This is a genomic window from Streptomyces sp. AB3(2024) (assembly GCF_041862025.1).
Lineage (GTDB): Bacteria > Actinomycetota > Actinomycetes > Streptomycetales > Streptomycetaceae > Streptomyces.
The window spans coordinates 1-14385 of the sequence record NZ_JBGWAB010000112.1 but is presented as its reverse complement, the minus strand read 5'-3'; the positions used below and the strand labels follow the sequence as shown (position 1 = coordinate 14385).

The 14385-nt window shown below is 71.1% G+C and carries 11 protein-coding genes; 6 read left to right on the top strand and 5 right to left on the bottom strand.

The window, feature by feature from the left end:
• Positions 1-187 precede the first annotated feature (187 nt).
• From ACEPPI_RS31465 to ACEPPI_RS31455, 3 genes are all read right to left on the bottom strand, one after another.
• On the bottom strand, positions 188-790 hold the full coding sequence (locus ACEPPI_RS31465) for a ScbR family autoregulator-binding transcription factor (protein WP_373918653.1): 603 nt from the start codon (positions 788-790) through the stop codon (positions 188-190).
• Positions 791-1181: 391 nt separating this feature from the next.
• Complete coding sequence (locus tag ACEPPI_RS31460; protein ID WP_373918652.1) at positions 1182-2432, bottom strand: cation:proton antiporter; 1251 nt, start codon at positions 2430-2432, stop codon at positions 1182-1184.
• Positions 2433-3123: 691 nt separating this feature from the next.
• The gene (locus ACEPPI_RS31455; protein WP_373918651.1) at positions 3124-3888 is read right to left on the bottom strand and encodes a TetR/AcrR family transcriptional regulator; all 765 of its coding nucleotides are present in this window, start codon (positions 3886-3888) and stop codon (positions 3124-3126) included.
• 93 nt (positions 3889-3981) lie between these two features.
• Here ACEPPI_RS31455 and ACEPPI_RS31450 point away from each other — a divergent pair, with 93 nt between their 5' ends.
• From ACEPPI_RS31450 to ACEPPI_RS31425, 6 genes are all read left to right on the top strand, one after another.
• A complete protein-coding gene (locus ACEPPI_RS31450) occupies positions 3982-5196 on the top strand; it encodes an FAD-dependent monooxygenase (RefSeq protein WP_373918650.1) in 1215 nt (404 codons plus the stop codon).
• Between the two features lie 298 nt (positions 5197-5494).
• Positions 5495-6169 carry a ScbR family autoregulator-binding transcription factor gene (locus ACEPPI_RS31445; RefSeq protein ID WP_373918649.1) on the top strand — a complete coding sequence of 225 codons (675 nt, stop codon included), beginning with the start codon at positions 5495-5497 and terminating at the stop codon, positions 6167-6169.
• Between the two features lie 223 nt (positions 6170-6392).
• Positions 6393-7652, top strand: coding sequence for a ParA family protein (locus ACEPPI_RS31440; RefSeq protein ID WP_266845318.1), 1260 nt, complete (start codon positions 6393-6395; stop codon positions 7650-7652).
• A complete protein-coding gene (locus tag ACEPPI_RS31435) occupies positions 7649-8563 on the top strand; it encodes a ParB/RepB/Spo0J family partition protein (RefSeq protein ID WP_373918648.1) in 915 nt (304 codons plus the stop codon). The genes ACEPPI_RS31440 and ACEPPI_RS31435 overlap by 4 nt, the downstream gene beginning before the upstream one ends.
• 184 nt (positions 8564-8747) lie before the next feature.
• Positions 8748-11090, top strand: coding sequence for a helix-turn-helix domain-containing protein (locus ACEPPI_RS31430; protein ID WP_373918647.1), 2343 nt, complete (start codon positions 8748-8750; stop codon positions 11088-11090).
• Positions 11091-11093: 3 nt separating this feature from the next.
• On the top strand, positions 11094-11648 hold the full coding sequence (locus ACEPPI_RS31425; protein WP_373918646.1) for an XRE family transcriptional regulator: 555 nt from the start codon (positions 11094-11096) through the stop codon (positions 11646-11648).
• Between the two features lie 163 nt (positions 11649-11811).
• Here the strand turns inward: ACEPPI_RS31425 and ACEPPI_RS31420 are convergent, their stop codons facing one another.
• Together ACEPPI_RS31420 and ACEPPI_RS31415 are read right to left on the bottom strand one after the other, a co-directional pair.
• Positions 11812-12285, bottom strand: a complete 474-nt coding sequence (locus ACEPPI_RS31420; RefSeq protein WP_030242142.1) for a hypothetical protein — start codon at positions 12283-12285, stop codon at positions 11812-11814.
• Positions 12282-12998, bottom strand: coding sequence for a hypothetical protein (locus ACEPPI_RS31415; RefSeq protein WP_030242136.1), 717 nt, complete (start codon positions 12996-12998; stop codon positions 12282-12284). The genes ACEPPI_RS31420 and ACEPPI_RS31415 overlap by 4 nt, the downstream gene beginning before the upstream one ends.
• Between the last annotated feature and the right edge of the window lie 1387 nt (positions 12999-14385).

The following is a 14385-nucleotide window of genomic DNA, read 5'->3' as shown; positions in this document are numbered from 1 at the left end:
GGACGGTTTGTCAATACCAAACCGGCCGTGCTGTTTTTCGACCCGGCAAGGTCGTGTCGCCATATGAAGATTCTTGTCTGACCTGCACTTTTGCATGCAGTGCACACATGCGTGACAGCTCGGAAGGCTTCGGCCGCCTCGCAACAGGGGTCATACAACACCCATCGGGGCTCAAAAATCAAACCATTCAGTCTGTTTCTTGGGGTCCTGTCGCGATCCCCGGCAGGACGACCGACCAGATCCGGGTGAGGGCGTGCGGCATGCCGGCCCCTTCGGCGTCCGCCGCGCCGAGCACCTCCAGCCCCGCCGTCACGGCCACCACCAGGCGGGCGGCGTCCCGCACGGACACCCCCTCCGCCAGCAGCCCGGCCCGCGCCGCCGCCGCGCACGACCCCTCGACCCAGAGCCGCCACTGCCCGCGCAGGTCCACCCGGCTGCGGTGGGCGACGTCCGCCCCGAGCGCGAACCCGGCCCGTACGAGCACGTCACCGACGAGCAGCCGCTGCAGCGCGTACGTGGACTCGACCAGCGCCCCCAGCGGATCGCCGGCCCGTCCCGCCGCGCCCCCCGCACGGATGATCGCCCGCACCGCCTCCGCGGCCCGCCCCTCGACGGCCCGCGCGAGGGCGGTCTTGCCGTCGAAGTGGAAGTTCAGCGCGCCGGAACTCACTCCGGCCCGTTCGCTGATCGCGGCGACGGAGGCGGCGACGAAGCCCTGCTCGGCGAACACCTCCGCGGCCGCGCGCACCAGAGATTCCCGCGTGCGTGCCGCACGCTGCTGCTTGACCATGGGGGGCTCCACACACCGCATTCACCGCATCCGCGGTTCGCCCCGAGAGACAGGGGTACGAGATCGTCGCGGCAACGGTCGGCGCCGCCACCGGAGGCCGGGCGGACTCCCACCGGAGACCACCGCGCGCCCGCCGCCGGTCCCCGCCCCGGTACGGCCTTTTCCGGACACCGACAACACCCGACAGCAGTGCAGGCCCACCGCCCCGCCCCGCCGAGCCCGCCACCGCACCAGCTGTGAACAGCGGCTACGCCCCCGGCCGCCCGGACCGCCGGCCCTTCCGGGGGACCTGAACAGGCCCACCACAAAACGCCTGGTCCCCGATGCCCCCGACACCCCGTCCTCGCGCGACACCCGTCCTCCCGCGCCGCCGCGTCCCCGGACACAAAGTTCACCCCGGCGGCCCGGGGCCGGCCCCCCGTACGCGGAACTCCGTGCTCCGCGCGCGCAGTGCCCTCACCACCGGTCCCGTCATCGCCGTGGTCACCAGGGCCATCAGCACCAGGACCGTGAACAGTTCCACGCCGATCACCCCCAGACCGAGCCCGATGTCGAGGACCACCAGCTCCGTCACCCCGCGGCAGTTCATCAGCGCCCCCAGCAGCACGGCCTCCTCCCGGCCCCGCCCGGCCAGCAGCGCCGCGCCCGTCGCCCCGCCCCACTTCGCCACGACGGCCATCGCCGGCACGACCGCCGCCCACAGCCAGACCCCACCGCCCCCCAAGGCCCCCACATCGGTGCGCAGCCCGCTGCCCACGAAGAACAACGGCAGCAGCACCGGCACCGCGAACTCCCGTATCCGCTCCGCCGCCCGCTCGACCGCCTTCACCCCCCGGGGCGCCACCGCGCCGAAGACGAAAGCCCCGAACAGCGCGTGGACCCCGAGGACGTCGGTCGTGTACGCCGCCAGGCAGAGCCCGCCGAACAGCCCGGCCAGTACCCCGGCACCACCGGCCCCGGGCGACCACCGCCCCACGACCCGGGCCAGCAACGGCCGCACGCCCCACCACATCCCCGCCACGAACACCCCGGCCGCCAGGGCCCGTCCCGACCCGGCCCCCGCCCCGCCGCCCCCCGCCACGGCCACCACCACCGCGAGCAGGCACCAGGCCACCACGTCCACCACCGCCGCGCAGGCCATCGCCAGCGCCCCCACCGGCGTCCCGTACAGGCCCTGCTCGGTGAGGATCCGGGCCAGCACCGGAAAGGCGGTCACGCTCAGCGCGACCGCCACGAACAGCACGAACTCCGCCCGCCCCACCCCTTCCGGCGCGAAGGACCCGTACAGCCCGAGGGCCAGCAGAGCCCCGAACGCCCAGGGCACCCACACACCCGCCTGACTCACCAGGACCACCGCGCGCCCCTGCCCCCGCAGCAGCCCGAGATCCAGCTCCAGCCCCACCAGGAACATGAAGGCGACCAACCCGAGGTCCCCCAGCACCCCCAGATACGGCAGGACATCCCCCGGCAGGAGCCACCGCTGTCCCTGCGGCCACACCCACCCCAGCAACGTGGGCCCGAGCAGGATGCCCACGGCGATCTCACCGACCACCGCCGGCTGCCCGACCCGGCGCGCCCCGGCACCACCCACCCCGCACGCGAGCACCACCACCGCCACGGCGACCAGCACGTCACCCGCCACAGCCCCTCACTGCCCGGCTCCCCCCAGCGAAAACAACCCGGCCCGCGACTTCGGAAGGTCGTCACCGTTCGGTTGCCGTCAGCCGCTGTCGTCCCACGCCTCCACGGAGAACCGGGCCTCGCGCGCGTGGCCCCCGCCTACACTCCGGGGTCCTCCGGCCCGAGGCCTCCGCCGCACCCGCCGACGTATCCCGTGCCGCGACGGTGGACGGCGTCGAGGGAACCGGATGCCCGCGGCCCACCCGCCCGAGCGACGTCACAGCCCCGCGACGGGCACACAGTCGGTCACCCCGGCCCGCCCTCGTACCGCTCCCGCCCGGATACCACGGCCCGGCCCCGCCGTACTCCGGGCGGGAAAAGGCGTCCCCGGTGTACGGCCGCACCTCACCGTCCCACGCCGCCACCACCTGCCGCGGACCCGACCCGCACCGGAGCGGCCCGCCCCCGGCGGCGGCCGGTCCCCGTCAGCCGTCACCGCCCCCGCCCCTGCCCCTGCTCACGGGCTCGCCCCGTACGGATCCTCCGCCGACCCGGCGCGGACGAGCGGGGGCCGGAGCCGCCCCTCCCTGCGCCGCTCCCCGGGCTCCCGGTTCCGCCGAAGCACCGGGGCCTCCACCCTCCGTCCGAACGCCCCCGGCGCTGCGGCCGATGTCCCGGTCGAACCCCTCGGACGGATGACACCCCGACAGCGCTCAGGCCCCGCTCCCCCGTGCGGCCACCAGCAGCCCGATCCCGTCGAGGATCCGCTCCAGCCCGAAGTCCAGCGCCTGGTCCTGCCCACCCTCCCGTGCGACCGACGCCAGCGCGGCCCCGAGCGCCGGGAAGTCGTCTCCCCGCAGCCGCATCACCTCCCCCAGCACCGCCCCGAGTTCCACGTCCGGCCCGCCCCCGGCAGCGCCCCCCGGTCCCCCGCCCGACACCGCCCACTCCTGCTCCGCGATCCCCCGGACGTGCCCGGCCACCAGCACCACCGCGTCCATCGACTCGGCCCCGGTCAGCCCGCACCCCTCCAGCGCCGCGAGCGCACGCTCCAGCCACCCCACCTCCCGCGGGCCCACGGCCCGCGCCCCCACCGTCGCCCGGAGCAGCCACGGATGCGCCCGGAACGCGGTGAGCAACTCCCGCGCCCACACCCCCAGCCGCTCCCGCCAACCGCTGCCGGCCCGCTCCAGCGCGGCGTCGAGTTCCGCGGCCGGATCCGGCATGGCCGCCTCCGCCATCAGGGCGACCAGTTCCGCCTTGCCCGGCACGTACCGGTAGAGCGCCATCTTGGTGACCGCCAGCTCCGCGGCCACCCGCTGCATGGACACCCCGCCCAGGCCCTCCGCGTCGGCGATCCCGACACCCGCCCCCGCGATCCTCTCCAGCGTGAGCCCGCGCCGGGGTCCCCGGGCCGGCGGCCCCGGCGGCGGCCCCCACAGCAACCGCACCGCCGGGCCCCACTGTTCGTCCGCCATCGGATCCCCTTGCACTCGCACCAAAACTGCGTCTACCGTACACAAAGCAAAAAAGTATCCACCAGACACAATTAACGGCCGCCAGGAGCCCCCGTGCCCACACCCACCCCCACCATCCTGATCTCCGGCGCGAGCATCGCCGGCCCGGCCCTCGCCCACTGGCTCGGCCGCCACGGATTCCGCCCCACCGTCGTCGAACTCGCCCCCGCACTGCGCTCCGGCGGCCGGGCCGTCGACTTCCGCGGCGAGACCCACCTCACCGTCCTGGAGCGCATGGGGATCCTCGACGAGCTGCGCCGCGCGCAGACCGGCGGCACCACCATGACCTTCGTCGACGCCGACGACCGCGAACTCCTCCACCTGCCCGCCTCGTTCGCGGGCGGCGACATCGAAGTGCTGCGCGGCGACCTCGCCCGCGTCCTGTACGCCTCGTCCCTGCCCACCACCGCGTACGTCTTCGGCGACTCCGTCACCGGCCTCAGGGAGACCCCTTCCGGCGTGGACGTCACCTTCCGCCACGCCCCGCCCCGCACCTTCGACCTGGTCATCGGCGCTGACGGCCTGCACTCCACCGTCCGCCGCCTCGCCTTCGGCCCGGAGCGCCGGTACGTCCGCCACCTCGGCTACTACGCCGCCACCTGGAGCCTCCCCCTCGGCCCGCCCCTGCCCCTCGTCACCACGGAGACCCCCCACACCTCCACCCACACCTCCGCCACCATCGGCCTCAACACCCCCGGCCGCCTCGCCGGCATCTGCACCTCTCCCGCGGACCCGACCCGGGCGCACGCGTTCTTCCTCTTCGCCTCCCCGGAACTGCAGTACGACCGCAGCGACCCCCTGCCCCAGAAGGCCCTCGTCAAGGAGGCCTTCGACGGGCTCCCCTGGCGGGTGCCCCACCTCCTCGACTCCCTCGACGCCGCCGAAGACCTCTACTTCGACTCCATCAGCCGCGCCGACGTCGACACCTGGTCCACCACCGGCGGGCGGATCGCCCTCGTGGGCGACGCCGCCTGCGGCGCGACGATCGGCGGCATGGGCACCGGTACCGCGATCGTCGGCGCCTACGTCCTCGCGACCGAGCTGGCCCGCTCGCCCGAGGACCCCCGCTCCGCCTTCACCCGCTACGAGTCCCTCGTACGCCCCTACGCCGAGCGCTGCCAGAAGGGCGGCGACCGCACGGGCCCCTTCCTGGCACCCGCCACCGCCTTCGGCCTACGGGTGCGCAACACGCTGCTCAGCCGGCGCCGCTGCCTGGAGTGGATGCTCCGACAGGGCCGGGGGGCCACCACCTTTCCCCTCCCCTCTTAACGGCGTTAACACCCTGACCATTAACGCCGTTAACACCCACCCCCCTCCGCGGCGTTAACGGCGTTAACGGCGTTAACGGCGTTAACGGCGTTAACGCCGTTAACGCTTCCGACGCACCCCCACCACCACCTCAGCCCACCAAAAAGTAACAACGCAAATCGTCCTACTCTCTCGCAAAAACCCTCTCCATACCTCCTTAAAAGTACTGGTCGACTGGTTTTCTTCCACCGAAGCCCACTAGATTGATCATGTTCCGCCGGACGGATCCGGCGTCCGAAGAGGAGAGGCAGAGGCAGACGTGGCAAGGGTCAGGCAAGAACGGGCCGAGATCACCCGACAGGCGATCCTCGACGGTGCGGCCATCGCCTTCGACCGCTCCGGCTTCAGCGGCACCAGCCTCAGCGACGTGGTCAAGCACGCCGGAGTCACCAAGGGGGCCCTCTACTTCCACTTCCCGTCCAAGGAAGCCCTCGCCCGCACCCTGATGGACGAGCAGTTCCAGGTGTCCCAGGACGTGCCGGTCATCGAGGACCCGGGCCTCCAGACGGTCATCGACCTGACCCACCAGATGGCGGCCGGGCTGCGCTGCAACGTCCGCATCCGCGCCGGGATCCGCCTGGTCATCGAGTTCGGCTCGTTCACGCACCCCGACCCGTCCCCGTACAACGCCTGGATCGACACCTGCGTCCACTGCCTGACGCCGGCCCGGGACCGCGGTGACGTCATGCCCTCGCACGACATACAGGACCTGTCGACCTTCCTCATCGGCGCGTTCACCGGAATCCAGGTCACCTCGCACGTCCGCACCGGCCGCGAGGACCTGCACGCCCGGGTGGTGGACCTGTGGAACTACCTCCTCCCGGGCATCGTGCCCGCCCGGCGGATGCACCTCTTCGACCCATCGGGCTCCCACGCCTGCCGCACCGAACTCGGCCTGACCACCACTGCGGCCACCCCGGCCGCGACCGACTGACAACCGACCGGCCAACCAACCAACCGACTGACGACCGCCTCCAGGGCGGCCCCGCACACGCCGTGGCGATCCACGGGGGTGCTCGCTACGGCGTGTGCGGGGCCGCCCTGTCGCGCGTCCGGACCCTCCCGAGCCCCTCCCCGCCGCCCTCCCCACCCATTTCGTTAGCAAAACCCAAGCGTGGCGCCCACATGCACCCCAGAACGTTAGTAAAGTCCCTCTCATGACTTCGCCCTCGTCCCAGAGCGACCGAGAGAAGGTCGTCTCCAAGCTCCCCCCGTGGCTCCGCCAGGAGTTGAAGATCCGCACCGCCCAACTGCGGGTCGACATCCAGGACGCCGTCCACCAGGGCATCGCCCACTGGAGCGGCCTCGCCTCCGCCCCCTCCCCCGTCGACACCGCGGGCGCCGAATCGTTCTCCACCTGGCTGCCCGCCGGCCAGTGGGAGTCCTTCCGCGCCGACTCCAAGGACCGCGGTGTCTCCCTCATCCAGGGCCTCGCCCAGGCTGTGCGCCTCTGGCTGGAGTTGAACCCGGCCCCCACGGTCAAGCGGCCCTCCGTCGTCCGCCGCATCGTCGTGTGCAACCAGAAGGGCGGCGTCGGCAAGACCGCCATCACCGCCGGCACGGCGGAGGCCCTCGCGGAGGATCCTTCCTCCCTCCACCCCGTCCGCATCGCGCGCCAACTGGCCCGCCTCACCCCGGCCGAGGAGAACGAACACCCCCACGCGCCGGTCACCCCGCTGGACCTCGAAGACCTTCCGGGGCTCGGCATGCGGGTCCTGCTCGTCGACTTCGACCCGCAGGGCCACCTCACCAAGCAGCTCGGCCAACAGCCCCTGCCCATCGGCGGCGACAGCCTCACCTGCCACATGGCGAGCGAGGCCAAGGGACCACTCTCCGACCTGATCGTCCCCGTCCCGGACGACCGCTTCGGCGACCGCCTCCACCTCCTCCCCGCCTGCACGGACGCCTTCCTCCTCGACGTCCGCCTCTCCACGGTCCGCGCCCGCGAGGCCGCCCTCGAACGCGCCCTCGCCCCCGTCGAGTCCGATTACGACGTCATCCTCATCGACTGCCCGCCCAGCCTCGGCCTCAGCATGGACGCGGCCATCTACTACGGCCGCCGCCGCGACACCGAGCAGCCGGGTGCCTCCGGCGCGCTGATCGTCGTACAGGCCGAGGACTCCTCGGCCGACGCGTACGACCTCCTCACGTCCCAGATCAACGACCTGCGCGACGACCTCAGCCTCGACATCGACTACCTCGGCCTCGTCGTGAACCTCTACGACGGCCGACGCGGCTACATCGCGACCTCGTCCCTCCAAGCGTGGATGGACATAAAGGATCCGCGGGTCGTGGCGATCGTCCCCGACCTCAAGGAACAGCGCGAAGCGGTACGGGTGAAGCAGCCGCTCTTCGTCTACGCACCGAAGGGCGACCAGGCCGTGGCCCTGCGCGCCCTCGCGAGGGAGATCTCATGAGCAAGGCCGACAAGCTCGGGGTATCGGCTTCCTTCGCCCGGGCCCAGCCCGTCGGCGTCAGCTCCCGCCGCGCCGCCATCGCCGAGGCCACGGGCGCCCCCACCTCCGGGGTCGTGCCCCCGTCCGAGGTGCCCATCGACGCCCTCGCCCACAACCCCTTCAACCTCCGCGAGGACCTCACGGACCTGGCGGAGCTGGCCGAGTCCCTGGCCGTACGGGGGCAGCTCCAGCCCCTGGCCGTCGCGACCCGGATGGCCTTCATGGAGGCACACCCCGGAGCCACCGACGGCCTGGGCCGCGCCCCGTACGTGGTCATCGACGGCAACCGGCGCCTCGCCGCAGCCCATCTGGCGGGCCTGAAGACCATCCAGATCCACGTCAACGACTCCCTGTCGGCGTCGGCCGCGGACATCCTCGAATCGGCGCTCATCGCCAACGTCCACCGGGTCGACGTGGCCCCCATGGACCAGGCACGCGCCCTCCAGGAGCTGGTCGACGTCCACGGCTCCCAGGCACAGGTCGCCAAACGGATCGGGAAGACGCCGGCCTGGGTCTCCCAGCGGCTGACCCTGCTCAACCTCACGCCCACCCTCCAGGAGAAGGTGGAGACGGGCGAGCTGAAGGTCGAACCGGCCCGCCGCATCGGCCGCCTGCCCCAGGAGGAACAGGCCGCCGCTGCCGACGAGAGCCTGGCCGCGGTCAACCCCCCGCGCCAGCGCACCCGCCCGGCACCCGCCACCAACCCGCCCCCGACACCGGCCCCCTCTCCGTCCCCGTCTTCCTCCCCCGCACCGGCCCCCCGCATCACGATCTCCACCCACTCCCCGGAGACCATCGCGGACGCCCTGACCGCCCACCTCACCCCGGACGACCTGAAGGCCGTCACCGAACTCCTGCTGACCCGCATCTGACCGGGCACCCAGGAAGCCACGGACCGACGAACGCCGGGGGCGCTGACGGCACCGAAACCGTCAGCACCCCCGCGTCCGGACCGTTAGCGGCGTTAACGCCGTTAACGCCCCACGTGCGGTTCGCGTGCGTTCGACGGTGCGCTTCACATAGGCTGCAGTCGTATAGCAGCTGCTGGAGGCACCCATGAGCGAGACGAACGAACAGGCCACCCTCTTCGCGGCGGTCGACGCCCTGCTCGAAGAAGCAGCCGCCCAGGACGGGCTCCCCGAACCCGACGAACGCAAGCGCCTGCGCGAGGCCGCAGGCCTCAGCCAGGACCAGATCGCCAAGGCGCTCTCCGTCCGCCGCGAAACCGTCACCTCCTGGGAAACGGGCCGGACCGCCCCCCGCCCTCCCAAGCGGGCCGCCTACGCCCGCCTCCTGGAAGGCCTTGCCTCCCTCCACCCGGTCCACGCCGTTAACGCCACCCTGGCCTCCCCCACCGAGCAGACCTCCGAGCAGCCGACCATCCACGCCGTTGACACCGCACCCACGCCCCCACTCCCTGCCACCGTTAACGCCGTTAACCCCCCGAGCCGGCCACTCGACACCCCCGCACCCCATCCCCCCACCACGCCGGACCCCCTCGACGGCGTTAACGCCGTTAACGCCGACACCCCCCCGGCCCCGGATGCCCCCCTCCCCCACACCGCACAGCAGCCCCCCACCGTTAACGCCGTTAACGCCGTTAACGCCGTTAACGCCGTTGCCCACCCCACACCCGAACCCCCGCAAGCAGCCCCCCGCCCCCGCCCAGAACGACAGACGCCCCCCACCCCCCGCACTCCCGCCTCCCCCAAGCGGCCCCCCCACCCCCTCGAAGGCAACGGCCCCCTCGCCGTCCTGGACGGCACCGGCCACGCCCACGCAGCCGGCGGCGTCCTCCTCCCCCACCCCACCTCCGACCTCCCCGCCCTCATCACCTGGGCCCTCGGCCCCGACGCCGACCTCCGCGCCCCCCGCCTCCACCGCAACGGCAAGGACGGCGACCCCCTCCTCGTCCTCACCGCCCCCGCCGCGGAACGCCTCGGTCTCCCTCTCACCCTCGAAGACCGCCGGGCCCTGCGCCTCCCGGACAACCACCCCGTCATCAAGCAGCTCACCAAGGCCAAGTGGCAGCTCACCCGCCGCGGCTTCGGCCCCTGGCCCCGCATCTACCGCCCGGCCTCCCCCACCTGCGGCCGCCAGTGCGTCCAGCTCGCCGTCCTCCCCTGGGGCGCCCTCGACACCCGCGCCTGGGGCGAGGACACCGCCGACCTCCCCGCCCCGGAACTCGCCGAACTGCTCACCGCCTACGCCACCCGCCTCCTGACCCCCCGCGGCTCCACCGCCGTGACGGGCCTGGAACTCATGACGGCGCTCCGTCCCCCCACCCGCGCCGCACGCAACCCCGAAACCAACACCTGGGAGTCCGCCCCCGTCGCCGGCTCCCTCACCCGCCCCGTCGACCCGGCGCCCCCGGAGGCCCCCGACGAGCACCCGGTGGTTGCCGCCCTGTACCCCCGCTCCCACCAGCGCACCCCGGACCAGGTCCTCGACGAAGAGGCCTACGACTGGATCCGCGACCCGGAGCTCCTCACCGACGCCGAATGCGCCGCCACCCACGCGGTCGGCCTCGACGTGAACATGGCCTTCGCCGCCGCCGCGAACCGCCTCAACGTCGGCCTGGGCCCCGCCGCCCACACCACGCACCCGCGCTTCGACCCGAAGACCCCCGGCTGCTGGCTGGCCGACCTCTCCTCCCTCCCCCACGACCCCCGCCTCCCCAGCCCCTTCACCCCACACGGCAAGCCGCCCACCGGACCGGCCTGGTACGCGACCCCGACCCTCGCCTACGCCCAGGAGCTCGGCCACGAGGTCCGCCCCTCCGAGGCCTGGCTCCGCCCGGACCACGGCCCGTACCTCGACGCCTGGTACACCCGCCTCCGCGACGCCTACATGGCCACCATGGCCGACCTCGGCGTCACCTCCTCCCTCACCGAGTCCGAGTTCCTCCGGGCCATGACGACCCACAAGCAGCACGACCCCCTCGCCGCCTCCGTCCTCTCGGCGATCAAGGCCACCGTGAAGGGCGGCATCGGCAAGCTCCGCGAGCGTCCCCAGGGCGCCGGCTACCGCCCGGGCGAACCCTGGCCCGCGCTCGAACGCCCCACCTGGCGTCCCGACATCCGCGCCGCCGTGATCTCCACGGCCCGGGTCAACATGCACCGCAAGATGCTCAAGCTCTCCACGGCGGCCGGGCTCCACCCCATCGCGGTCCTCTCCGACTGCGCGGTCTACCTCTCCCCCGGCCCCAGCCCCCTCGACCTCCTCCCCCACACCCCGGACGGCAAGCCCCTCCCCGGTGGCTTCCGCCTCGGTGTCAGCCCGGGCATGGTCAAGCACGAAGGCACCCAGCCCCTCCTCTGGGCGGTCCGGATGCTCGACGAAGGCCTCAACCCCGCCCGCCACATCAAGGGCCACGACGCAGCAGCAGACGGCGAGTAATCCATGTCCGACATCTCCGACAGCCTGTCCAAGGCCGACGAACTCCACTTCACCCGCCCCGTCCCCAAGTCCGCGGGCGCCCAGATGCGCTTCCTCGTCAAACAGCTCAAATCCACCAAGGCCGTCGCCACCACCCTCGGCATCTCCCAGCGCACCGTCGAGCGCTACGTGAAGAACCAGATCAAGCAGCCCAAGCCCGAACTCGCCGCCCGCCTCGAAGCGGAAGTACGCCGCCGCTGGCAGCCCCTGGTCCGCAAGCGCGCCCGGGAGCAGGCCTCCAGGACCACCGGACTCGTCATCGAGACCCGCGCCCGCTTCGGCTTCACCGCGGCCCCCGGCACCACCGACGACGGCCGCATGCGCCGCATCACCCAGCACCTCCCCCCGGAGTACGCGGGCCGCCTGTTCGCGGCCCAGGAGACCGGCGCCACCGAGAACCAGCTCCGGCACATCACCGCCGAGGCGCTCCAGGAGATCTACTTCAAGGACAACGGCGCCCGCGCCGGCAGCCTCCTGGTCGAGTTCACCGACATCGACTACGTCGACATCGCCTTCTGAAACCGACCGCTGCCGAAAACCCCCAAAACGAGCTGGAATCGCCGAAGCCGCAGAATCGCCCCTCCAGCCCCCAGAAACCAAAGAGGGTCCCGGGATACCCCGGGACCCTCCAATGCCCTCAAAACCCCCTCAGAAGCCCTCAGCAGGGCCCTCCTTCGGGCGCTCACCCCACGGCGTGCAACGTCCTCCGCCGCTTCGACTCCGCAGCCTTCTTCGCGGCGGCCTGCGCCGCCCGCTTCTTCCGCTGCTCCGCCAGCTGGTCCTGGTACTCCGCCACCGCCTGGTGGTAACTGGCCACATACCCCCGGGCGTCCAGCCGCTCCTCGGGCGCCATCTCGTTCACCGCGGCGACGGCGTCCTCGAAGGAGTTGTAGCCCGCCAGCATCGGGTTGATCTGATAGACCCCGTTCCTGACCTTCCGCACCAGCTTCGCGAGCTCCAGGCTCCGCAGCGCCGCGTTCACGCTCGGCCGGCTGAGCTCCAGCAGCCCCCCGATGGTGGCCTGATCGATGAGGATCCGCCCCCCGGGCTCACTCAGCGAACGCAGCTTCAGCAGCACGCGGTACGCGGCCGGCGGAAGGTCGAGGTCGGAGAGAAGCCCGTCTGCGTTGACCGCAGCGAATCGCAAGGTGCTCACTGAGCTGTCCCTTCTTCCTTGCGCTGTGCCCGGCTCAGCCGGCGCGCAGCGCGCTCCTTGGACCGTTCGGCCCGCAGTTCCTCGATTGCCTGCCGCATGTGGTCCAGCGACGGGAACCGCACCAGGTCCGGCAGGCTCGTATCGCTGCGAATCTGCGAGATGGTGCTGTGCTGCTCCACCTTCACGAACTCACCCGCCGTCTCGGTACCCGGGATGAACTCAGCCACCCGGTAACTGTAAGGGGGGTTGAACTGGTACACGCCCCGCCTCACCTTGAAGACGATCCCATGAGACATGACAGTGTGCAGCGCCTCCGACGTCTTTGTCCGGCTGACGTCCAGGATCGTAGCCATCTCCTCCTGAGTAAGTGGAATCCGGCCCCCCGCTCGCTGGCACGCGATCAGCAGCAGGATCAGCCTCAGGGGCAATGCTTCCCTGAAGTACTGGGCAATCACCAGGAAGAACTCAAGGCTGTCCATGGAGAACGCATTTGGCTGACTCTGCGTCCCGTAGAACTCCAGCGGCTTGCGCTCACCGTCCAGCGTGAGCTTGCGACTGGGATACCGCCTCGCGAGGCTGTCCAGATCCTTGACCGGAGCCAGCGGCTGACTCCACGCCGAGATCGCGTCATCAACGGGGAGATCAGGACGCGGCGCGCGCGACGGACTCGGCCGACGGCGCTGTGGCTCTGATGACACGAGGATGCTCTCCACTTCGTTGATCTGCAGAGAGAGTATGTCAACAAGGGTGACACTAATGTCACGCTCGTTGACGTTCGGCGTGTCTTCTGTCCCCCCAGGAGGGACACATCTCGGCCACGGCCCCTTCAGGCCCCCTCTGCGCGCCGACGACCCAACCACTACGCCCCCTCACGCAGTTAGGGGGCGTATCTCCGTAAGAACGTCAGTATCCCCGACGTTTTAGCCCAAAAAGCGTCAGCCTCGCTGACGTTTTGCGGTCGCTCTGTCCCCCTACCAGCGACACATCGACCGAGTTATGTCCCTTCTGAGGGGACATAACTTTCCCCGTGCACCCCGCCTGACCTGCGACAACGCATATCCGTACTCTCTATAGGCCGTCAGCTGCCGCGCTTCACGCACCCAACGCCGTCACCAACCGCCTGCGAGCCCTCATTTCCTGACACCCCGACACCTGAAGCACCCCAAGCCCCTGTACCGGACACCGTGTCCATAACGGCGCAGAATCTGACTGATTCCTATCTCTATCCCCAGAACACTTTGAAGCATTTCACTCAACCACCCTTAACGCCGTTAACACTGTCGCTTCTCACTCCACCTTCCCTCGATCACAACTCACCTCAACCTCCAAGAACCCCCAATATGACCAACCCAAAACAACAACACCCCAGGTCAACCGCACACCACGAACCCCCCGCTCAAAGCTCAACACACCGACCAAGGCAACGGTTTAACCACACCCAACCCGGCATCACGAACACCACACACCCGTCGACAGCTGGAAGCTTCACAACAACTCTCCAGCTCAGCCCCGTTCCAGAACACCCGGAAGGCCTGAGAAACCAAACTCCGAGGGCACACCTAAAACCAGAAACACCCCAAACTTCACCCGCACAGGACACCCCTGAACAGACAAAACCCGGGCAAGTCCCGAAGCAAGCGGAGGGGACCCCCATCGAAGGGACACCACTCGGAGCCAAGCCGAGAGGATCCTGGCTAAGGGCCAGGCAACGGTGTGCGAAGCACACCCCGCCAAGCGCAGCGAGGCGGCTCCCTTCCCAAGCGCTCTGCCCCTGGGGCACCGGCTCAAGGCCGGCGCTGGTCCGCGAAGCGGACCCCACCGAGCGCAGCGAGGTGGCTTCCCTCCCTAGGCGCGCAGCGCCTAGGGTCCCCGGCCGAAGGCCAGGGCAGGGCCCACGAAGCGAGCCCCCCGAGCGCAGCGAGGGGGGCTCCCCTACCCAGGCGCGCAGCGCCTGGGATCCCCGGCCAAGGCCTCGCCCCGCCGAGCGCAGCGAGGCGGGGCGAGGCCTTGGCGCGCAGCGCCAAGGGCACCGGGCCGAAGGCCCGGCCATTGTCCGCGAATCGGACCCACCCGAGCAGATCGGAAGAGCGTAGTGTTGGG

Bases quoted from the DNA above. Each gene is read 5' to 3' on its own strand.
- ACEPPI_RS31465 (WP_373918653.1), bottom strand. From the start codon at position 790: ATGGTCAAGCAGCAGCGTGCGGCACGCACGCGGGAATCTCTGGTGCGC.
- ACEPPI_RS31455 (WP_373918651.1), bottom strand. From the start codon at position 3,888: ATGGCGGACGAACAGTGGGGCCCGGCGGTGCGGTTGCTGTGGGGGCCG.
- ACEPPI_RS31440 (WP_266845318.1), top strand. From the start codon at position 6,393: ATGACTTCGCCCTCGTCCCAGAGCGACCGAGAGAAGGTCGTCTCCAAG.
- ACEPPI_RS31435 (WP_373918648.1), top strand. From the start codon at position 7,649: ATGAGCAAGGCCGACAAGCTCGGGGTATCGGCTTCCTTCGCCCGGGCC.
- ACEPPI_RS31430 (WP_373918647.1), top strand. From the start codon at position 8,748: ATGAGCGAGACGAACGAACAGGCCACCCTCTTCGCGGCGGTCGACGCC.
- ACEPPI_RS31425 (WP_373918646.1), top strand. From the start codon at position 11,094: ATGTCCGACATCTCCGACAGCCTGTCCAAGGCCGACGAACTCCACTTC.